The organism is Herbaspirillum sp. 1173 (assembly GCF_031455335.1).
GTDB lineage: Bacteria > Pseudomonadota > Gammaproteobacteria > Burkholderiales > Burkholderiaceae_D > Herbaspirillum > Herbaspirillum huttiense.
On record NZ_JAVDSP010000001.1, the window covers coordinates 1,349,059 to 1,370,472 of the forward strand.

The 21,414-nt window shown below is 62.3% G+C and carries 11 protein-coding genes and 2 pseudogenes; 6 read left to right on the forward strand and 7 right to left on the reverse strand.

Annotation, left to right across the window (positions count from 1 at the left end):
* Nucleotides 1–720: 720 nt before the first annotated feature.
* A pseudogene (locus J2X56_RS06065) lies at nt 721–915 on the forward strand (DUF1153 domain-containing protein); the annotation flags it as partial.
* A 41-nt stretch (nt 916–956) separates the two neighbouring features.
* Nucleotides 957–1,367 (forward strand): hypothetical protein, encoded by a 411-nt coding sequence (locus J2X56_RS06070; RefSeq protein ID WP_310158903.1) that lies wholly within the window; start codon nt 957–959, stop codon nt 1,365–1,367.
* 241 nt (nt 1,368–1,608) lie between these two features.
* On the opposite strand, the gene J2X56_RS06075 is transcribed toward J2X56_RS06070, so the two are convergent.
* Entirely contained in the window at nt 1,609–2,808 is a 1,200-nt protein-coding gene (locus tag J2X56_RS06075; RefSeq protein ID WP_310158905.1) for a phage integrase central domain-containing protein, read from the reverse strand.
* A gap of 543 nt (nt 2,809–3,351) precedes the next feature.
* Here J2X56_RS06075 and J2X56_RS06080 point away from each other — a divergent pair.
* The gene (locus tag J2X56_RS06080; RefSeq protein WP_310158907.1) at nt 3,352–4,527 is read left to right on the forward strand and encodes a hypothetical protein; all 1,176 of its coding nucleotides are present in this window, start codon (nt 3,352–3,354) and stop codon (nt 4,525–4,527) included.
* A 50-nt stretch (nt 4,528–4,577) separates the two neighbouring features.
* On the opposite strand, the pseudogene J2X56_RS06085 reads toward J2X56_RS06080, so the two are convergent.
* Nucleotides 4,578–4,682, reverse strand: a pseudogene (locus J2X56_RS06085) (VOC family protein); the annotation flags it as partial.
* Nucleotides 4,683–4,814: 132 nt separating this feature from the next.
* Nucleotides 4,815–7,388 (reverse strand): EAL domain-containing protein, encoded by a 2,574-nt coding sequence (locus J2X56_RS06090; RefSeq protein WP_310158909.1) that lies wholly within the window; start codon nt 7,386–7,388, stop codon nt 4,815–4,817.
* Nucleotides 7,389–7,728: 340 nt separating this feature from the next.
* Between J2X56_RS06090 and J2X56_RS06095 the strand changes: the two genes are divergently transcribed.
* The gene (locus J2X56_RS06095) at nt 7,729–8,919 is read left to right on the forward strand and encodes an MFS transporter (protein WP_166675567.1); all 1,191 of its coding nucleotides are present in this window, start codon (nt 7,729–7,731) and stop codon (nt 8,917–8,919) included.
* A gap of 27 nt (nt 8,920–8,946) precedes the next feature.
* On the opposite strand, the gene J2X56_RS06100 is transcribed toward J2X56_RS06095, so the two are convergent.
* The 4 genes from J2X56_RS06100 to J2X56_RS06115 form a co-directional block, all read right to left on the reverse strand.
* Nucleotides 8,947–10,401 carry a TolC family protein gene (locus J2X56_RS06100; protein ID WP_134135910.1) on the reverse strand — a complete coding sequence of 485 codons (1,455 nt, stop codon included), beginning with the start codon at nt 10,399–10,401 and terminating at the stop codon, nt 8,947–8,949.
* Nucleotides 10,391–11,734 (reverse strand): HlyD family type I secretion periplasmic adaptor subunit, encoded by a 1,344-nt coding sequence (locus tag J2X56_RS06105; protein ID WP_134135912.1) that lies wholly within the window; start codon nt 11,732–11,734, stop codon nt 10,391–10,393. The genes J2X56_RS06100 and J2X56_RS06105 overlap by 11 nt, the downstream gene beginning before the upstream one ends.
* Nucleotides 11,731–13,908, reverse strand: a complete 2,178-nt coding sequence (locus J2X56_RS06110; RefSeq protein ID WP_121041750.1) for a type I secretion system permease/ATPase — start codon at nt 13,906–13,908, stop codon at nt 11,731–11,733. Before J2X56_RS06110 ends, J2X56_RS06105 begins: the two co-directional genes overlap by 4 nt.
* 91 nt (nt 13,909–13,999) lie before the next feature.
* Nucleotides 14,000–17,587: a calcium-binding protein gene (locus J2X56_RS06115; RefSeq protein ID WP_310158915.1), complete on the reverse strand. Its 3,588-nt coding sequence runs from the start codon at nt 17,585–17,587 to the stop codon at nt 14,000–14,002.
* Nucleotides 17,588–18,368: 781 nt separating this feature from the next.
* Here J2X56_RS06115 and J2X56_RS06120 point away from each other — a divergent pair.
* Nucleotides 18,369–19,355, forward strand: coding sequence for a helix-turn-helix domain-containing protein (locus J2X56_RS06120; protein ID WP_134135913.1), 987 nt, complete (start codon nt 18,369–18,371; stop codon nt 19,353–19,355).
* 696 nt (nt 19,356–20,051) lie between these two features.
* Entirely contained in the window at nt 20,052–21,413 is a 1,362-nt protein-coding gene (locus J2X56_RS06125) for a DUF1329 domain-containing protein (protein WP_310158918.1), read from the forward strand.
* Nucleotide 21,414 lies beyond the last annotated feature (1 nt).

Consider the following 21,414-nt stretch of genomic DNA (forward strand, 5'->3'; position numbering starts at 1 on the left):
TCAATTTTGAATTGAGGAAGTTTTACGCGAAGCAGTCACGTTTTTCGGAAAGCCAAATCATCGCCATCCTCAAGCATCGCATACGTCGGAAATCCGGTTCCTGAGCTATGCCGAGAGCGCGGCAGAGCTCAGCCCTGTTTTACCGCTGGCGAAGCAGGTACCTCGGTATGGACGCGTCGATGAGGCGACTGAGAAACTCGAAGAAGAGAGCCGTCGCCTGAGGAGGATGTATGCCGAAGAGTGTTGAATTGCATTTAAATCTGACCCACTTTCTCAGAAATTTGCATCCTAAGTTGACCCATGTTAGACCACAATCCTGCTCATGACAGCGAGCGGGAGAACGGAGTGATAAACGTGGCCCTACTTGGAATTATTCGACGCTGGTACATCAGAGACCACATCTCAATCCGGGAAATCGCCCGCTGCCTGGACATCTCCCGCAATACGGTTCGCCGTTATATTCAGTCAGACGCGATCGAACCAGCATACCCAGCAAGGCATTCGCCTAGTTCTCTTGATGAGTTTGCTCCCAGGCTCTCCGCTTGGCTGAGCGCTGAATTCGTTAAATCGCGCAAGCAACGAAGAACCCTGAAACAGATGTTCCTGGATCTGAGAGAACTGGGATATGAGGGGGCGTACGACCGTGTGGCCGCCTTTGGTAGACGGTGGAAGGTGGGTCAAATGGAGAGGGTCAAATCCGCGAGCAAATCAACAATTATACCGCCTTCAGAAATTGAAGAATGGGTCGATGAAGGCCGTAAAGGGATGGAGAACGCTCTGCGTGCCAAGCCCTTGGATGTCCGCGAGCAGTACGAACGGCAACTCAAGGAGCTCCAAGAAGCCTACGGAGAAGCCATGCTGGAGCTGCGCGCCAGAAAAAAATTGGCGTCCCTGTTGGGCGAGGAAGACAAGTAATCGAGACCATACGCCAGGGAATCAAACAAGACGGTTTCGATGTGGCTGTCAGCAAGCTCTGTGCGTGGTTTGGGATTGCCAGGCGCAGCGCTTACTACAAGCCGGTGAAGGCTGAGCCCAAGGTGCAGCAGCGCTTTGTCGAACCCATTCGCAAGATGATCCTGGAAGAGCCGTCCTTCGGCTACCGCACGGTGGCTGGCCTACTCGGGTTCAACAAGAACACGGTGCAGCGGATCTTCCAGCTCGAAGGCTGGCAGGTCAAGAAGCGGCCCATTGGTTTCCGTCCCAGGGGGAAAGCCTTGCCGTCGGTAGCCACAGGACCAGACCAGCGCTGGGCTACTGATCTGTGTCGGATCTGGACAGGACGCGATGGCTGCCCTCGCACGCCTGTAGATCACCCACCACCGGCGGGAATTGCAGCAGGTCTTCCAACGGAATCCGCTTGTGCTTGAGCAGGTGATAGCGGGCCGGCACGGCCACCAGCAGCGAGACATTCCACGCCGCTTCAGCGGCTATGCTTTCGCTACCTCAGGGGCACGGTGCGGCCGTTGTTGTAGCGCGGTTCATCCAGTTTGAAGCGATCGGTCTCGACGAAGACGTGTCCGGCGCCACAGGTGGAGCTTTGTTACTCGTAAGAGATGAGAAAGGATCTATTCAAATGCACGTCATCATCACAGAGCGGACGGCGCTTATTCAGCGATTCGGCACTAATTTCAGGTAGTTCGCCCAATCGTTCATCATCACTCGTCGCTTACCTAACGCATCTCCGCGCCGATAAGCTGCCTCGACCTTGCTTTCCAACGTGTGGGCGAGAGCTTGCTCGGCGAGCTCTCGCGGATAGAATGTCCGCTCGCCAACCCAGTCTCGAAATGTGGAGCGAAAGCCGTGCGGAACAGCGGCAACCTCCATACGTCGCATCAATTGGGTCAAAGTCATATCAGAAAGTTGCTTGCCTTGCGGCGAAGGAAAGACCAGTGGAGATTCAGCTAAACGAGGTAGCTTTCCAAGCAATTCGACAGCGTCATCTGAGAGCGGTACACGATGCTCCACCCTCGCCTTCATGCGAGTTGCTGGCACGATCCACACGCGGTTCTCTAGATCAATTTCTTCCCACGTGGCGCCACGAACTTCACCTGATCTTGCAGCCGTCAGGATCAAGAACTCCAGAGCTCTTGGGCCCCAACCTTCTTTTTGGCGCAGCCTTGCGAAAAATTCTGCGACATCATCCAGCGCCATCGCGGCGTGATGCTTCACGTTCTGCACCTTCGAGGGTGCTGGCAATATAGTATCTAGGTGACCTTTCCAACGGGCTGGATTCTCACCGAATCGATACTTCCGAACTGTAGCGAAATCTAATACTGCCTCTATTCGGCCACGCAATCGACTTGCTGTTTCATTCTTGGTCTTCCAGATTGGCTCTAAGCACTCCAACACATGCTGCAAATCGACCTCTGAGACAAGTAGCTGACCCAAATACGGGTAGGCGTAGCTGGCCAGCGTGTTACTCCATTGTTGGCGATGCTTCGGATTTTTCCATTCGCCAGATTTAGCTTCAATATAGGCTTCTGCGCACTGCTTAAAAGTTTTTTCGCTAGCCTGCTGGGTGCGTAACGCGATTTTTAGCTGACGCTTGTGAGCCAACGGATCAATTCCGTTTTGTACGTTCTTCCGGTAGTCCCGTGCGAGGTCTCGTGCTTCTGCGAGCGAGACCGCAGGATATGCTCCCAGCCCTAAATCTCGGCGCTTATCGCCAATTTGAATCCTCAGCACCCACGCTCGCGCGCCGGTCGAAACACGCAAATGCAACCCATCAACACCGCCCACTGCATGCCGGCCTTGCTCTTTTATCTTGCTAACGGCTAGCGCAGTTAATTCCTTGGCTCGCTTTGGCACAATTCACTTCCCCTCACGTAAAGTCTGCCCACATTGTGCCCACATAAAGCATTGGATTTCAAGAGAAATCCTCGGACAAACCTGGATAACAAGAGGATACATAAATGTTTATAATCAACCAATTACAGAACATCCTTGGATATTCCCGCACAAAACCTTAGCGGACACAGCCTCCGCCAGGACATGATGAAAACGGGCCCGAATGGGCCCGTTTTCATTTCTGCCAGCAAATTCATCCGAATTTCAAAACGTCTTAGTACTTAATACCGCGCTCATATCTCTAGAGCTCATTTCATATGCAGACGTGAGATGGGTTGCCCGCCGTTGTTGGAGATCGTCGCCGCAACAGCGCTACGACGCGTGGCCGCGCCTAGTCAGACCATGCCTGACCAGCTCTCGCTTTCGGAGACTGAATGTGAACAGGCCATAGTTTTGATGCCACTCCCGATCCTGATATCGGGTAACGACAAGTGAACATCGGGCTGCTACAGTTCAACCTGTCACCCACCGATCAGCGTCATCACACCACCTTCTGCGCCCCCGATGTCACCAGCGAATTCATTAACAAGAAAAATCATCTGCCTGCTCTTCCTGTTGGCGTGTGCTGTGCCAGCATGGGCCGTATCGACGGACAATCTTTGCGCGGCACTCACCCCGTATCTCAAAGACCCCCGGCATCCCACGCTGCCGAACCCGGCACGTGAACCCAATGCCGTGGAAAAAGCCCTCATCGATCGCTCTGACATTGATCTGCTCTCCTGGACCGACTATGACAACGGCGCTGCCCTTGTGGACGCGGATAATGACGGGGTTGATGAGTTGTACGTCTGGAACGTGAATGGATCAGGACGCTTTGCCCTCATCCAGTTTTTTGAGTTCGGCAAGCAGGAGGACGGTCAATCGCAGCGCCTGATCGACAAGGGCAGCGTCAACAATGGCGTTCTGCTCTCGCCCTATTTCGTGCGCTTCGAAGGAATCAATTACCTCGTCTCCACCGTCAACGGTGACCACGAGGGGCTCAATATCCACCAGTTCGAGAAAGAGCCGGATGGCCGATATCGGATGCGTACCGTCTGCTCCATGAAGACCGTGATCACGACTGATCAGCGTTGTCGGCATCCCGCCTGCAAGGCCTTGCAAAAGCGGATGAGCAGCGAGGAGACAAATGACGCATTCGTCACGGCGGAATGGCCGCACAAGTATTTCTGGCCGGCCGGTCTGGCCGCATTTTTTGCCGACGCCGAGGGCGATATTGATAACACGGGAGAGTCGGCCTCGATATGGCGTCTCGGCAGGGAGGGCTATTACTTCGGATACATCTACTGGCATTTTCTGGCGATGGGCGACGAGCCGCCCGCGCTGGACGCGTCGCTGCGCGGCGAAGCAGAATCGGGCGAAAATGGAAGGGCGGCACGACGTGTCCTGCCCGGACCGGCGCATGCGCGCCTGAGCAAGGTGCTGCGCAGCCAGAGTGCGCTGCTGACCAGGGCGCTGCGTCAACCTGTGGAGCTTCCGAAGACCGGTCAGTTCTTCCTCTTCCAGGCGGAGAACGGCAAGACTTACTGGGCCTGGGATCTCGAGCCCAGGCCATATGGTGCGGCCATCCACATCGTCTACACGAGGAACAAACGCTCGGATTACATCGGCCTGGTCAAGTCGGTGCGTACCTCTTTTCTGGAGCCTTGCCGGGCGGACTGTGTGTATCCGCTTCAACGATGATGCCGCATCAGCGTTGCCGGGCAAGATCGTTTCGAACTTCATCCATGCATCGCGCCTGTCCGCAACACCGGCCCCTCAATGATCGGCCAGCCCTTCTCCTGCAAACGCGCGATCACCTGCGCCAGCGGCACCGACGCCATGAAGCACAGATCCAGATCCTCCAGGAAGACATGACGAAGCATTGTCTGTCAAAAAGCGCGGGCGCGTGTCATACGCCAGCCGCTACCCCCTGCCGCCAAAAGATCGCTGAAAACGCTCCGGCAATCGACTCAACAGGATAACGGCGTTCACGCCCGGCCCCGGCTATCTATCCACGCCACCAGCGCCTGCGCCGCCATCGGCCGCGCAAACAGATAACCCTGCACGAACGCACAGCCCATGCCTCGCAGCAGTTCGGCCTGCTCCTCGGTCTCCACGCCTTCGGCCACGCACTCCATCTGCTGCGAGCGCGCGATGCCGATGATGGCCGGCAGCAGCGACGAGGCGCGTCCCTCTTCGCTCACGCGCAGGATGAAGGAGCGATCAAGTTTCACGCAGTTGAAATCAAAATTGTGCAGCGTCGACAAGGAGGAATAGCCAGTACCAAAATCATCCAGGCACAGTCCGAACCCATACGTGCTCAACTGACGAAACTGCGCCTGCAGATGATGCGAGTCATCGATGAGCAGACTCTCGGTAAGCTCCAGCGTGATCATCGGCGGAGCCACGCCGGAGTTGAGAACGATGTCGCGCACCTGCTCGAAGAAGTGCACGTTCATCGCCTGCCGCACCGAGACGTTCACGTGCGCCGTGAATCCTTCCGGCAGGATGCCCAGCGCCTGCCACTGCGCCACATCGGCTGCCACCTTGCGGAAGGCCAGCGCACCCAGCTGCGAAATACGTTCGCTACGTTCGGCCAGCGGAATGAATTCGGCTGGCGAGACCGCGCCGAAGGCCGGCGAGTGCCAGCGCATCAATGCCTCCACGCCGTGCAGCGCACCGCTGCGCAGATCGCAGATGGGCTGGTAGACCATGCTGAACTCGGCCTCCAGCGTGGCGGCGTCCATGGCCGCCAACAGCGCCTGCACCCGTTCTTCGCGCGCCAGCATGGCCGGCTGGAACACGCAGTAACCGCCACCGCCCGGCTGCTGCGCCTGGCGCAATGCAATGGCGGCATTGGCCAGGCTCTTTTCCATGGCGGCCTTGCTGCGCTGTTCGCAAATACTCACGCCAAAACTCAGGAATACGCGCACCTCTTCCGCCCCACCGGTCGACAGCACCAGTTCGGACTTGCTGCGCAGGCGCATGAGCATGTCTTCATGGTCGACAGGCGCACCCAGCATCACCACGGCGATACGGCTCTCGCTGTAGCGGCAACGGACCAGCCGCTGCGCCGCAAAGTCACCCCACACAGGAGCCACCTGCTGGCACAGGCTCTGCCACAGGTGACGCAGCGCGACCTTGTTGAGCGTATCCGCCAGGACCACATAGTTGTTGATTTCCACCATGCAGACCGTGGCCTGTTCCCACGCGCTCTGCTCCAGCCGCTCGGCTGCGCCGATCAGGCTCAGGAGGCCGCTTTCCTGATCGCGGTCGACCTTGTCGCGCAGTTCGTGATACAGCCTGTAGAGATTGCCGGCCATGCGCTCGACGGCATCCTGCACCGAGACGATTTCCTCGATGGCCCAACCTTTGGGATAGAGCAGCTCGAAGCGATGCGTCCCGCTGGCCTCGCGAAAAGCCACCTGCTCGGCCTGATGGCGCAGACGCATCAGCGGCGAAGTGATGCTGCCGCGATACAGGCGGATCAGGACCAGGCCGCCGACCAGCATGACCGCGAGTGCGACCCAACTGATCCAGAAGATGCCATCGAACACCGACAGCAGTTCGGAGCGGGACGAAATCACCAGCACCCGGTAACCGGCCAGTTCAGCGGGTGCGCCGTCGATCTTCGACAGCGGCTGCTGGTAAATCAGGAACTTGCCGTTGGCATCGGTCTTGAGATTGACCATGCGCGAACGGTCCGCCAGGCGCGCAATGGCCAGTTCGGTAAAACGCGCGCGGCTGCCAGGCGGCTGGTCGATCAGGAAGCGCTTGTCGGCGGCACTGAGGCGATCCGATTGCAGCAGTACGCGTTCATTGTCATCGACGATGAAGACCCCCGCCACCAGCGACTGCTGGACTGCCGCATCCAGCAGATGCTGCAGCCGCGCCTGCGAGAGATCGACGGCAATCACGCCTTGATCTTCCGGCGAGCGATTGACGGGACAAGTCATGGACGCATTCCACTGCGCATCGGCTCCCATGCTGAAGTAGATCGCGGAGACCTGTGGACATTCGGCGGTGGCATTCACATACCAGGGACGCTGGCGGGCGTCGTAGTCCGGCGTGACGGACAACGGCGCAAGGTGCTCGCCGTCGGGGCGCTGGTCGAAGTGTTGCAGGCCGGGATGGGCGTCATCCTGCAGGTAGTAGTCGAGGCTGCCGTAGCCCTTGAGATTGACGGCAATCAGCTGGCCACGGTTGTTGCCGAACTGGATGTAGGAAAAGCGCGGCTCCTCGGCATTCTCGCGGCGCGCCAAGGACTCGATGAAGCGGGCCAGCGAACGCAGATCGCCATGCAGTGGGATTGAGGATTCCAGCATCAGGCCCTGCATCTGCTTGATGAACACCCCGCCCGCCAGGTACTCGGAGCGGAAGCCCTCCAGCACGCGATTGAGTTCGCGCTCCAGCAGCGGCTGCACGATCTTCTCTTCGAGGTCATGCTGCAGCCAGAAAAAACCGGCCGCGCCGAACGCCGCCAGGCAGCCCAGGAAACAGATCAGCGCGCCCGCGATGAGCTGACCGATCTTCCACTGGTGATGTTTGTTGAGAAATCGCATTTCCCCTTCCCCGCCGCTGTTGCGCGTGCTGTGGTGAGCCAAGCTCTCTGGCTGGTGCGCCCCGTCTTGCTTGATATCGCTTGATATCGCCTGATATTGCGTGGTGATGCGTGGTGATGCGTGGCGCTGGGTGGCCTCGCGCTCCGCTGCGGCCCTCTGCTGTCACTGCGTCCCGGCTTCAGGCTATCAGGCTTCCGCTGTCCGACGCTATCAGGAAAAGCATGAACGCGTGTCTTTTCCTACAATCATGGTCTTGATGCCTGGCCGCAACGGATTTGCCGTGCGGGAAAGCGCAGGCATCCTTATTTTTTCCGGCCAGTCCGGTAACGCGATTTTGTCCATGCATCCCTTCACCGCCCTGCTCCTGCTGACCGCCATCCAGATCGCCACCTCCTTTGCCGCGACAGCCGTGCTGACCATCTCGCCCCTGCTGGCCGAGACGCTGGGCATTTCCGTCCGCTGGGTCGGGGTCTACACGGCGGTGCTCTACGCGGCGGCGGCCTGCTCGTCGATCTGGTTCGGCAACCGCGTCCATCGGCTCGGCGCATTCCAGGTCAGCCGCTGGTGCCTGGCGCTCTGCGCCCTGGGGATGCTGCTCATCGCGACCACCCACGTGGCAGGGGTGCTGGCCGGCAGCGTACTCATGGGCATGGGCTACGGCGGCATCACGCCCGCCAGTTCCTACTTCCTCAGCCAGAGCGGCCCGCTGAAAAACCGCAGCCTGCTGTTCTCGATACGGCAAAGCGGCGTCCCCGCCGGGGCTGCACTGGCGGCCTTGCTGGTGCCGGTCATGACGCAGCATGTCGGATTGCTGTGGGCCTTCGTGGCGCCGGGCCTGATCGGCCTGCTCGGTGCGATCGCCTTCAACAGCAAGTCGGCGCAAGACCACGACCCGGCCCCGGCGGCCAGCAAAGGCGCAGCATCCGCAGAGAGCGTCTGGTCGCTGCTGCGCAGCCATCCGCCACTGCGCATCCTGACGCTGGTGGCCTTCCTGTTCTCGGGCTTGCAGGTCACTGCCATTGCCATGCTGCTGCCCTTCCTGCACGGCTTCCAGCAGATGTCGATCGAACAGGCCGCCATGCTGCTGACGCTGTTCAATCTGGTGGGTGTGGTGTTCCGGCTGATCTGGGGCCGCTGCGTTGACCGCGGCGTGCCGGCGCTGCGCATGCTGGCCGTCTCCGGCCTGCTGGGCACGCTGGGCTTTGCCATTCTCGCGTGGTCGGCCTTTGCGCCCACACCGATGCTGATGTTCCATGCGGCCGCCGCCGCGCTCGGGGTGGCCGTGGTGGCCTGGAATGGCGTGCTGTTCTCGGAGATCGCCATCCTCGTGCCGCGCGCCCAAGTGGGCCGGGCCACCGGGCTGTGCGTGTTTGCCGGATTCATCGGCGTGGTGCTCATGCCCACCGTACTGACCCTGGCCATCGAGCAGCGCGCCGCCTCCGGATTGGTGTTCGCGCTGGGCGCAGCGCTGTCGATGCTGGTCGGCTGGCAGACCTGGCGCCGCGCAGCGCGCCCGGGCCAGGCAACCTGATTCGCCTGCGCCACCGGTCGCGCGCGCTCACCGGCGTGCGGCCTTGGTGAAGCTGACCCGCCCCATCTCGCCGGCATTGGCCAGCAGGCGCAATCGCGCCGAGCGCCACTCTCCCAGCGCACGGATGCGTTCCAGTTCGGCATCGGCCAGGGCCGTCTGGGCGTTGAGCATCTCCACGATATCGGCCGCACCCGTGTCGTACTTGCGCCGCACCGACTCTACCGAGCGCTGGGCCGCTTCCAGCAGGCCGCGTGCAGAGGCCATGCTGCGCAAGGCGGTGGTCGCCTCTGCATAGGTAGTGGCGATGTCGCCCAGCACCTGCGCCTGTACTTCACGCAGTTCGGCCTCGCGCATCTCCAGTTGGGCCTGCGCGCCATCGACCTTGTAGCCGTTGGCAAAGCCATCGAAGATCGGGATGGTCAGGTTCAGTCCGACCACCGTATCGCGATCGCCGCGACTGCCGGGCTGGTTCGGACGGCCGTTGATGTAACGGCTGGCCGTCATGTCCAGCGTCGGCAGGCCGTCGGCCACGGCGACTCTCACCTTCTCGCGGGCGGCCTCCACCTGCCCGCGTGCAGCCAGGATCGCCGGGTGATACTGCCGGGCCGATTGCAGCCAGCCCGGCAGGTTCTGCTCCAGCCCGAGCGGATCCTCCTCGGTCTCCGAGGACAACGTGATGACCGGTACGTCGCCCACCTCGTCCAGCAAACCCAGGCCCACGGCCAGCATCACCACGCTGCGCTTGTACTGGCCGATGGCGCGCGCCAGTTCCAGCTCGGCCCTGGCCACGAAGGTGCGTGCCTGCAAGGTCTCAGGCAGGGCTCCCACGCCGCGCTGCTCGCGCTTGATGGCGGCCTCCAGGATCTGGCGCGCCAGCGCCAGGCTGCGCTCGCGCGACTGCTGTGCGGCGCGTGCGCTGTGGGCGTCGTAATACAGGCCGACGGCATTGCCCATGGCTTTCTGCAGGGTGGCGTCCTGACTGGCCGAGGCTGCCTGCAGCAGCACATCGGCCGCGCGCTGGTTGGCACTGCGCCCGCCGAAGTCGAGCAGGCGCCAGGTCAACGTCGCATACAGCGTGCCGATCGAGCGCTTGCTGCTGCCCTGGTCCGACGTGGCGCTCTCGCGGTACTGGCCGACACCCGCCCCGAGGGTGGGCAGGTAGGCTGCACGCGCCTCGCCCAGTTGCGACGACTGCAGCTTGATCGCGGCCCATGAGGCTTGTACCTGGGGCTGATGGCACAGCGCCAGGTCCACCGCATCGACCAGCGTGAGCACCTTGCCCGGCGTGAAGGGGCTGGTTGCGCAGCCCGTTGCCCGGTCGTCGCCGGGCAGTATTTTTCCCTTGTCCAGTTCGGGCGGGCGTGCCAGCAAGGGATCGAAGCGCGCAGGCGGGGCCGCACCAGCCGGTGCCGCAAGCAGCGAGACCATCAGGATCAGGGCCGTTACCGCATGGCGCGGTCGCAAAGAGTCATCAACGCTCATGCAAAGCCTCCTTCTGATGCCGCATCAACGGCGACAGCACATACTCGATCACGCGCCGGCTGCCGGTGCGAATCCCGACATTGACGGCCAGCCCGGCCGACAGCGGCAAACTGCGACCATCGACATTCAAGCTGTTGCGGGCAAGCAGGATGCGCGCGGAATAGACCAGGCCCTTCTTCTCATCCTGAATGGCATCGCGCGACACATGCACCACGCGCGCCGGGACGGTGCCGTACTTGGTGTAGTCGAAGGCATCGATCTTGACCTCGACCTCCTGCCCGATGCGCACGAAGCCGACGTCCTTGTTCTCCAGCCAGGCCTCGATCTCGATGTCGCCCTCCTCCGGCACGATCTGCATCAGGGGCTGGGCGGCCGCCACCACACCGCCCACGGTATGCACGGCCAGCTGCTGCACGGTGCCGCTGACGGGGGCCATGAGCGTGAGCAGGCGGCTGCGCTCTTCGGCGCGGCGCTGGTCCTGCTGTGCGGATTCGATGATCTTCTCGGCTTCGATGCGACTGTCGTGGGCTTCCTTCTGCGTCAGCGCCAACAGCGCGGTGCGCTGGTTGCGGGCCTCGCTCAACTGGCCTTGCAGATCCACCCTCGCCTGCTCCTTCTCCAGCCATGCATGACGCGAGACGGTGTTGTCGGCCATCAGCTCCTTGTAATCGGCGGCACGCGCGCTGGCCAATTGCAAGGCCGCTGCGTAGCGCGTGATCTCGTCATCGATCCGGGCCAGCCGCGCCCGGAAATCCTGGTACTGGCCCTGCAACTGGCGCTCGGCCGAGTCCCGCTGCGCGCGGCCTGCGCCGCCAAGCTCCGCCAGTTGCGGCGCCTGCAGCTGCTGCACCGCCTGCATCATGGCCGCCGCGCGCGCCACCTGCAGCCGCGCCTGGGCCACGGCGTCGGCGGCCTTGTCGCGTTCGGCATCACTGCTGGTGGCATCGAGTTCCATGAGGATCTGGCCGACTCGCACGCGCTGTCCTTCCCTGACCAGGATGTCGCGCACGCTGGCCACCTCGATGGACGCGATGGTCTTGATGCGGGCCGACGGAATGACCTTGCCGGTAGCGTTGACCACGATGTCGATGTGGCCCACCAGCGACCACAGCAGCGTGAGCAAGACCATCGCCATGAGCAGGCGCGCAGTCCAGCGCAGGCTGGCCGAATCGGGCGATTCCTGCAGCGACAGCGCGGCCGGCAGGAACTCGGCTTCCTGCTCGTTGTAGAAGCCGCTCTTGCGCGGATCGCGCTGGCGCCATGCATGCCGCAGTACGCGCCCATAGCGCTGCCACAGCGCCAGCCAGGCCCGGGAACGATGATGCAGACTCATGGTGTCTCCCCTTGCAATGGCTTGCCGGCCTGCAGCGCACAGAGGTGCGCATAGATGCCGTCGGGCAGCATGAGCAATTCCTCATGGCTGCCGCTCTCGACGACGCTGCCGCGCTCCATGACCACGATGCGGTCGGCATCGCGCACGGCCGACAGGCGGTGCGCGATGATGAGCACGGTGCGCCCGGCACAGATCTGGCGCATGTTGTCCTGGATGATTTTTTCGGATTCGTAGTCCAGCGCGCTGGTGGCCTCGTCAAAGATGAGGATGCCGGGATTGCTGATGAGTGCGCGCGCAATGGCGATGCGCTGGCGCTGTCCGCCGGACAGTCCGCTGCCCTGCTCGCCGACCAGCGTGTCATAGCCCTCGGGCAGTTCGCAGATGAAGTCATGCGCTCCGGCCAGCTTGGCGGCGGCGATCACCTGCTCGATCGGTGCGGAAGAATCGACCAGGGCGATGTTGTCGCGGATGGAGCGCGAGAACAGCGTGTTCTCCTGCAGCACCACGCCGATCTGCTGGCGCAGCGAGGCGGTGTCGATGATGGCGATGTCCTGCCCATCGACGGTCACGCGTCCGCTCTCGCAGACGTAGAGCCGCTGCACCAGCTTGGCCAGCGTGCTCTTGCCGGAGCCGGAGCGGCCGACGATGCCGATCACCTCGCCCGGCTGTATCTGCAGCGTCAGTCCGCGAATGACTTCCGGCGTTTCGGGACGATAGCGAAAACTCACGCGCTCAAACGCAATCGCACCGCTCACGCGCGGCAGGCGGGTGCGCTGGCCGGCCACTTCGCTGCGCGCATCGAGCACATCGGCCAGCCGGCTCATGGAAATGCCGATCTGCTGGAAATCATTCCACAGCTGCGCCAGCCGCAGGATGGGTGCCGCTACTTGACCTGCCAGCATGTTGAAGGCCACCAGTTCGCCCACGGTCAGGGTGTTGTCCACCACCTGCAGCGCGCCCATCCACATGATGCCCACGCTGACCAGCTTGCTCACCAGGTTCACGCCGCCGTTGGCCACCAGGCTGATGTTGGTGGTGGTGAGACCGGCGGCGACATAACCGGCCAGCTGCTGGTCCCACTTGCGTTGCCAGTGCGGTTCCACGGCAAGTGCCTTGACGGTGTCCATGCCGGTCAGGGTCTCCACCAGGAAGGACTGGTTCTCGGCGCTCTTGTTGAACTTGTCGTTCAGGCGTGCGCGCAGCACCGGTGTGAAGATCAGGGACAACAGCAGATAGACCGGGATGGAAGCCAGCACGATCAGCGTCAGCGGCACGCTGTACCAGAGCATCACCGCCAGGAAGATGAAGGAGAACATCAGGTCCAGCACCAGCGTCATGGCATTGCCGGTGAGGAAGCTGCGGATGTTTTCCAGCTCGCGTACGCGGGCAATCGAGTCACCCGCGCGGCGTACCTGGAAGTAGGCCAGCGGCAGGCTCAGCAGATGGGCGAACAGGCGCGCGCCCAGTTCCACGTCGATCTTGCTGCTGGCCTTGGCGAAGATGGCGGTACGAATCCCGGTCAACAGGGCTTCGAAAATGGTGGCGGCGATCAGGCCGACCGCTATCACGTTGAGCGTCATCATGGCGTGGTTGACCAGTACCTTGTCCATCACCACCTGGAAGAACAGGGGCGTCACCAGGCCGATGATCTGCAGCACCAGCGAGATCAGCAGCACCTCGGCCAGCACCTTGCGATACTTGACCACGGCCGGGATGAACCAGGTGAAATCGAAGCGCGAGGACTCGCCCGCATAGCTGGCCTGGCTGGTCATGAGGATCACCTGGCCACCCCAGAGCGCCATGAATTCGCTGCGCGTGAGCACCTGCGGTGCTTGGCCCGGCCGCTGGATCAGGATGCGCAAGGGCGCGCCCGCTGCCTCCTGCGGCGCGGCGTCGATCTTGGCCAGCACGAAGAAGTTTCCGGCGTGATCGACGCAAATGGCTGGTACCGGCGTGCGCTCCAGCCTGGCCGCTTGCTGGCGGATGGCGCGCGCCTTCATGCCCAGTGCGCGCGCGCCCAGCAGGATGGTCTGCACGCTGAAGGGCTCGCGGCCGAATCGGTGCTGCAATTGCACGGCATCGGCTGCGATGCCGTGCAGCTTGGCCAGCATGATCAGGCACAGCAAGCCGCTGTCCGTCCCCGCCTGGCCGGGGTCGTGGTCCGTCTGGTTCATAGGATTTCCGAGAGGGTTGCTTCGAGGATGGTGGGTCAAGGACGGCCGCTGCCCTGCTTGCCGGCCGCCTTGACGGACCGTGGGTCCGTGTTCAGTGGGTCACGGTCAACAGCACCTGGTCCGCACTGGACTGGCCGCTGCGCCACTCGGTCTGGGTCGCCGCCGGCGGTGCGAAGCTGGCCATGGCCTGCACCAGTTTTTCCACATCGCTGTCGTAGAGGGTGTAGCCCTCGGCGGTCCTGATGCGCTCGATGTGGTTGTCGCTGCCGCTTGCACCGCCGACGTACCAGTCCTTGACGGTGATCTGGTCCTGTCCGCCCAGCACGTCGATCTGCAAGTCATTGCCCACGTGCTGGAACCACAGGTTGGTCTGCCTGATGTCGGTGAACTGCAGCGTATCCAGGTTGCCCTGGGTGGCATCGTTGTCGGCCACCAGGTCCTGGCCATCCCCGCGGCTGAAGACGTAGGTGTCGTTGCCGGCCTGGCCTGCCAGCGTATCGTCGCCTCGGCCGCCGGTGAGGATGTTGTTGCCGCGATTGCCGACCAGCTGGTTGTCCAGCGCATTGCCGCTGCCGTTGAGGCTGGCGTCGGTCATCTTGATCGGTGCCACCGTGATGAGCGCATTCGCGCCGTCGACATTGGCCGCGTAACGCAGCTGCTCCATGGTCAGGAAACGGCACATGTCGCTGGCATTGCCCTGGCCGGAATCGGTGATGTAGACGCCTTGCGCAACACCCGTGGCCTCATCGCAAACCACACCGGTGAGCGTGATCACGTGATCGCTGCGTACCGGGCTGCCGTTGTCGCCATGCCCCCACAGCCGTGACGAGCACACGCCGATGATGGCACCTCGGCCTGCCTGCAGGGCATCCAGCAGCTTCTGCTCCTCATAGCTGGTGAACATCTGGTGGGCCATGTGATAGCTGTCCAGAATCTTGCTGCGTTCGTAGACATTCGTGCCGCCTCCCATGCCGCTGGCATTCTTGGGCGTGCACCAGCCCATCTGGATCGCGCGGCGTACTACATCGGGCTCGCTGACGGACTGTCCGGCGATGGTCAGCAGGTTGGCGATGCTGGCCTCGCCACAAGTGCCGTCGTAACCCGCGATATCGCCGCCCTGGTCGTAGTCGAGGTGGTAGTCATGCGGCGCGCCATAGACCAGCACCGGCTTGCCGTCCATGCTGGCGCGCTGCGGTGTGCCCGCGTCCAGCAGCACCAGATTCTCGACGTTCTCCCCGAGGGTAGTGCTGATGCGGGAGTAGACGGTATCGATACCCTCGCCTGCCTGTTCCGTCACCTTGTCGCCGGGGTTGTCGATGAAATAGCTGTCGTTGCCCTTGCCCCCGATCATGGTATCGGCACCAGTTACGCCGTCGATGACGTTGTCCTGGCTGTTGCCCACGATGAGGTTGTCCAGGCCATTGCCGCCGGCGTTGTAGTTGCCGCCTTCCAGCAGATGCAGTTCTTCCACGAACTCGGTCAGCGCATAGCTGCTGCCCGCCAGCACCGTATCGTAGCCGCCATTGTCGCGCTCCAGCACCACATCGCCGGGACTGCTGACGACGTAGGTATCGTTGCCGCTGCCGCCTTCCATGTGATCGTTGCCGGCGCCGCCATCGAGATAGTCATCGCCTCCGGCGGTGATGAGGGTATCGTCGCCGGCGCCGCCATGAAGTTTGTCGTTGCCCACCACGCTGGCCGGCAATGGTTCCAGCCAGTTGGCGCGGATGTCGCTGCCGACCAGGTAATCATTGCCGTCGCCGCCGTAGAGGATGTCGTCACCATTGCTCCCGGTCAGTTGGTCGTCCCCCTCTTCGCCATGGAGCTGGTCATTGCCGTCGCCGCCATACAGCTTGTCGTTGCCGCTGCCGCCCCGGAGCTGGTCGTTGCCCGCATTGCCCATCAGGCTGTCATTGCCCGCTCCGCCGAAGATCACATCGTCGTCCGAGGGAAGGACCGTCAATCCGAACAGGGACGCGCTGCCGATATCGTTGCCCATGAGGCTGTCATCGCCATCGCCCCCATGCAGCCTGTCATTGCCCCAGCCTCCGAACATGCTGTCATTGCCCGCACCGCCATCGATGAGATCGTCACCTTCGCCGCCGGAAAGCTGGTCATCGCCGTCTTCGCCATAGATCCGATCATTGCCGCCGAAGCCGTTGACGCTGTCGTTGCCATTGCCTGCCCAGAGGATGTCGGCCCCGTTGCGGCCAAAGACCTTGTCGTCGCCGTCACCGGCCAGCAGGGTGGTCAGCCGTGCCGGATCGATGCCCAGCGGGTAGTCCAGTCCGTTGTTGCCGGCGCTGAGCAGGTCGGCACCATCGGTGCCGATGAGAGTACCCGGCGCACTGCTGACGATCTTGAACTGGTTGACCCGGAAATTGATCACCCCGCCGCCGGGCAAAGACATGCTGTTGTCGTTGTCGCGCAGGGTGCGGTAGTTGCTGGGCGGGACTGGCGGATTCTCCCCCGGAGCACTGGCCTGCAAGCGCGCATTGCCGGCAGTGAAGATGCCGTAATCAGTGGCCCGCAGTGCATCGCGTTGCACTCGCTGCAGGGCATCGGCCAGCGCGCTGATCTCGCCGGGCTGGCCGATGCCGTCCTGGTTGGCATCGGACCAGGCCATGAGGCCGGACAATTCCGCGCCACTGAGTTCTCCGTCCCGGTTGCCGTCCAGCGCTGCCAGCTGAGCCGCAGTCACGCCTTGCAGGCGCGCATCGAGAATGCGCCAGCTGCGATCGCTCACCTCATTCCTTGAATCGGCCTCGCTCACCTGGCCTTCGCTGAAGGCCTGCTGCGGCAGGAAGCTGCCGGGATTGAAGCGGCCCGCCTTGCGATAAACGGCGGGGGCATTGGACGAATCCTCCGGTGCGGACGCGGCGGCAGGAACTGGGACCGATGCGTTGGCAGGTGCCGTGGTGGTGCCGCGCGTGATGATTGCTGGCAAGCTTGCCAGCGGCATGAGCGCGGGGCAGTAGAGATCGATGGGACAGAGCATCACCTGGCCATCCAACAGAACCGGCACATACACCGGAACCGGCTGACCCGTCTGCACCGACACCGGGGCCGGTGCGACCGGACAGGCGGGTGCCAGCACCGCAGGGGACATGGCCGGGGGCCGCACGTTCCTGGGCGCAGGGGCTGCCGGCGACAGCGCCACCAGCGCCGCAAGGGATGGCGTGGAAGTGGCCGTGGCAGCGGCGGTGGCGGCCGGTGCGCCGGCCGTCTGGGTAGATGCGACAGAGATCTCGCCCGCTGTGAGCGCCGCCTTCTCGGGCAGCCCATGCGCCGCTACAGCCTCACTGACGTCCACCGACGCAAGAGATGAAGGCGGCGGCAGCAGCGGTCTGGACTCGCCGGGCATCGGGCCAGGGATCTTGCCCGCAGCCTTGCTCGCAGCAAGCGGCGCGGAAGTGCTGCCCGTGCTCGTCGCGGAAAATGCCGCCCACAGCAAGCTGCGCAATGGCAGGCCGGCGTTGTCCGATCCCCTGACGGCAAACTCGGCCGGGCTGAACGCCACGGCTTCCGCCTTCTTCGCCATGGGCGGGCCCCCAGCGCCAAGGAGAACCGCTGGCGCTGCCGCCCGCGTCTTGCCGGACAGGTGCGCCAGCAGCTTCTCGGGCGTCACCAGCGTAATGACAGGCAGGATATCCTTGCGGTTTTCGTTTATTGTTTTCATGTTGTTTTCCCTGAGCGGAGTGCAGCCAATGCGTGGAGGCGGGGCAAAACGTCCGTCTTTCCTCCCTTCGTGGTCCGGGGTGCGCAGCGACCGGCGCGGCGACATGCCGCTGCTCTGTTGTCACTGCAAGCTTGCCCTCCCCAGGGCAGCTTCCGTCGGCGGACGACACATGGTGTCAACCCGGCCACTTTTGCTGAAAGACAAAACAATTTTGCCCCATGGCAATTCAACCCCGGCACAGCTTCCCCGTAAATCGCACCAAAGGACCGCCATGCCGCTGAAAATGGCGGCCCCCGCCCCATGCGGCTTGCAGGCCAAATGAAAGTTTTTTCCGCGACGCAGCGCGCAAAGCGCCACCCCATGCGACATGCAACGCCGATCAAATAGATCAAGCGGAAACGATATGAAGATTTCTGTCCGTGGACGGCGCGCACGAAACTTCACCTAGGTACAGAACGAAGCGAGCATATTTTCATTTTTGAGACACATCGCCGCGTTACCACGAATGCTCTGCCCGCCGCAATACTCCAGAATCCCAATGTGACGAATGCGCCCTTGTGCTTTACCCTGTGATTCAGTAGATTGGCGAAAAAAATGAAAGTCCGAGAGCCACCCTCGAAGGTGCTCCGAGACAACGGAGACGGAAATCAATCACCCTGCCCCTCGCCGCCCGCAGACCTGGTTTGCGGCGTCGATGAGCCTCTTGCTTGCCGTTTCCGGATGTTTGACAGGCTGGTGCGAAATTTGCATCGTCTGACACAAAACAACAGGAGCCCGCGCCATGCATGCCGACCATTTTTCCGTTCACGCCGAACAGTTTTCGGATGTGGACCAGCAAGCCAGTACGCTCACCGGATGGGAGCAGGAGTACCAGCAACTGGGCAGTGGCCGTTTTGTCGGCGCGCTGGCCATGGTGCAGACCGACGAGTTCTGCTTCATCCGCGAGACCACCAACACCGCCCTGCACGAACGCATCGTGCCGCCGCCCGAGCAGATGGTCATCGGCATCTGCAACACCAGCGCCCAAGGCCACCTGCTCAACGGCCGGCCGCTCACGCAGGACCAGTTGATCGTGCTCGATGGCAGCCGGGCACACCACATCCGCACCAACGGTCCGATCGAATTGCTGGGCATCTCGGTGCAGCGCGAGCTGTTCCTGTCGCAGCTGCACGAGCAGGATGAAGCCAGCGTGCGCAAATGGCTGGACCTGTCCGTGCTGCAGCTCGATGCGGCCACGGCGGGCATGCTGCGCCATTACTTCTCGGTTGCCTTCGATCTCCTCAACACGCCAGCGGGCAAGGCCACGCGGCCGATCAGCCCGCGTGCGCTGGCTTCCACCGCCATCAGCAACGTGGCGCTGGCGCTCTCGCTGAACCAGGGCCATCACGAACTGGAATCGACCCTGCCCTCGCGCCAGCGCCGCGAACGCATCGTGCAGAACGCCATCGACTACATGCGCACGCATGCGGGCGAGGAGATCGGCATCCTCGATGTCTGCCGCGCCACCCACGTGAGCCGCCGCACCCTCCAATACTGTTTCGAGGAACGGCTCGACATCTCGCCGCTGCAGTACCTCAAGGCGCTGCGCCTGAACGCGGCCCATCGCGAAATCAAGCGGCGCAGCGGCGAAGAACGCGGCCACGACACCATCGGCAACCTGGCCGCCCTGTGCGGTTTCAACCATCCCAGCCGCTTCGCCTCGGAATACAAGAAGATGTTCGGCGTCCTGCCTTCGGAAACGGTCATCAAAACGGCCGCACAATCCTGAGTCTGCCGGCACAGTCCATATTGGTAACACCCGTTACCAATATGGACTGTGCCGCTGTCCTGGGCAATTTTGGGGCAGAGGTCTAGCCGTTTTTGGCAAAGCTGCCCTGTCTTGGTCCACCACCTCCATCGTCCACTCTCATTTGCACCCGGAGCACGCATCACCATCTGCGCGTGCTCCGGGCAAGCCCGCCTCAAAATACGAGCTTTTCTCACAATAAAACCGACCAGTTGGTTGATTAATATTGTTTCCGGCAACAATCCTGTTTTTGTCACAGGTCAATTCAACGACAAGGGAATAATCCGCTCCATTCTTCGCCTATCAACATCCTGCCGGACAAATCGCTCAGCCTCGCCCTGCAAGCCTTTTTCAAAGCCGATTACAGCGGGGCCGTCTGGTTTTGCACCATCCCCTCCGGGCGTTCCTCCCGAAAATTGCTAAAAGCGGCTAACAGTACCGAGGTGGCCCCTTCTACATTCTCCCTCGTCCACTGCTCCCAAAAAACCACCTATTCAGGACAACGCCATAAGCGAGTCAATTTCCCTGTACGTCAGCGTTTTGTCAGACATGGGGCCCAGCCCGAACGGGTTGTGGCAATAGGAAAGGCCTCCACGCCTTGGGAGCGGTCCGCCATCCGGACTGCGCGGCAGCGCATCCGGCCAACGCACACCCGCATCACAACAAGGGAGAACAACAATGAAGGTCATCCACATGAGCGCCATGGCCCTGGCGCTGGCTGCCACGTTCGCGCAGGCCGCCACGCCCGCCGACCTCGGCGGCAGCCTCACGCCGCTGGGCGGCGAGAAAGCCGGCGGCAACGGCGTGCCGGACTGGAAGGAAGACAACGTGGTCCTGCCCGGCTGGTCCTACGGCAAGCTGCGCCGCGATTTCTTCAAGTACAAGGACGAGAAGAAAACCGAGACCATCGATGCCGCCAACGTCGACAAGTACGCCAGCAAGCTCAGTGCCGGCCAGGTCGCCCTGATCAAGCAGATCAAGGGTTACAAGATGGATGTCTACCCCAGCCACCGTTACTGCAGCGCTCCCGATTTCGTGGTGGAGAACACCAAGAAAAATACCAGCGCCAAGCTCGGTGCCGATGGCTGGAGCCTGGCCGAGGCGGTGGTGCCGGGCATTCCCTTCCCCGTGCCCAAGAGCGGCGAAGAGGTCATGTACAACAGCAAGATGCGCTATCGCGGTGTGGCCCTGGAATGGAAGTCCACCATCACCGCCGTCTCACCGCGCAAGGGCAGCAGCGAATGGATCAAGGCCGGGTCGCAGCAGACCATGTTCTTCCCCTGGGCCGCCAAGGGCAGCGTGAATCTCTCGACCCTGCCGCCGGTGGAGTACTACACCTACTTCGCCTACAACTCGCCCACGGCGCTGGCCGGACAAGCCTTGTCGCTGACCACCTTCCTCAACCAGGCCGGCGGCGAAACTTTTTACTATTTCCCCGGCCAGCGCCGCGTGCGCCGCATGCCCTCCTACGCCTACGACTCGCCGCAGATCGGCATGGAGAACCAGTACACGCTGGATGAGCCCATGGTCTTCAACGGCACCATCGACCGCTTCGACTGGAAGCTGGTCGGCAAGAAGGAAATGTACGTGCCGTATGGCAGCTTCGGTGCCACCGACTTCAAGGCCAAGTTCGAAGACGTGGCCGGTGACGAGTCCATCGCCGAAAGCGCCCGCCGCTACGAGCTGCACCGCGTCTGGGTGGTGGAAGCCACGGTCAAGGCCGGCGTGCGCCACCTCGCGCCCAAGCGCACTTTCTATGTTGACGAGGACAGCTGGAACCTGGTCGCCGCCGATGATTACGACGCACAAGGCAAGCTGTGGAAGCACCGTGAAGCCTACGTGATCCCGGTCTATGAGACCGGCAGCTGCGACCAGGCCGGCTTCGCGCAATACAACCTGGCCGAAGGCCGCTACGTGTTCGACCTGCACGCCGCCGGCACCGGCAAGGACATGGCCTGGGAAGTCGACGGCAAGGGCAATCCGCGCGCCAAGGCCAGCTTCTACAGCGCCGACAACCTGCGTGCCATCAGCGATCGCTGAG

Bases quoted from the DNA above. Each gene is read 5' to 3' on its own strand.
- J2X56_RS06080 (WP_310158907.1), top strand. From the start codon at position 3,352: ATGTCACCAGCGAATTCATTAACAAGAAAAATCATCTGCCTGCTCTTC.
- J2X56_RS06090 (WP_310158909.1), bottom strand. From the start codon at position 7,388: ATGCGATTTCTCAACAAACATCACCAGTGGAAGATCGGTCAGCTCATC.
- J2X56_RS06095 (WP_166675567.1), top strand. From the start codon at position 7,729: ATGCATCCCTTCACCGCCCTGCTCCTGCTGACCGCCATCCAGATCGCC.
- J2X56_RS06100 (WP_134135910.1), bottom strand. From the start codon at position 10,401: ATGAGCGTTGATGACTCTTTGCGACCGCGCCATGCGGTAACGGCCCTG.
- J2X56_RS06105 (WP_134135912.1), bottom strand. From the start codon at position 11,734: ATGAGTCTGCATCATCGTTCCCGGGCCTGGCTGGCGCTGTGGCAGCGC.
- J2X56_RS06110 (WP_121041750.1), bottom strand. From the start codon at position 13,908: ATGAACCAGACGGACCACGACCCCGGCCAGGCGGGGACGGACAGCGGC.
- J2X56_RS06115 (WP_310158915.1), bottom strand. From the start codon at position 17,587: ATGAAAACAATAAACGAAAACCGCAAGGATATCCTGCCTGTCATTACG.
- J2X56_RS06120 (WP_134135913.1), top strand. From the start codon at position 18,369: ATGCATGCCGACCATTTTTCCGTTCACGCCGAACAGTTTTCGGATGTG.
- J2X56_RS06125 (WP_310158918.1), top strand. From the start codon at position 20,052: ATGAAGGTCATCCACATGAGCGCCATGGCCCTGGCGCTGGCTGCCACG.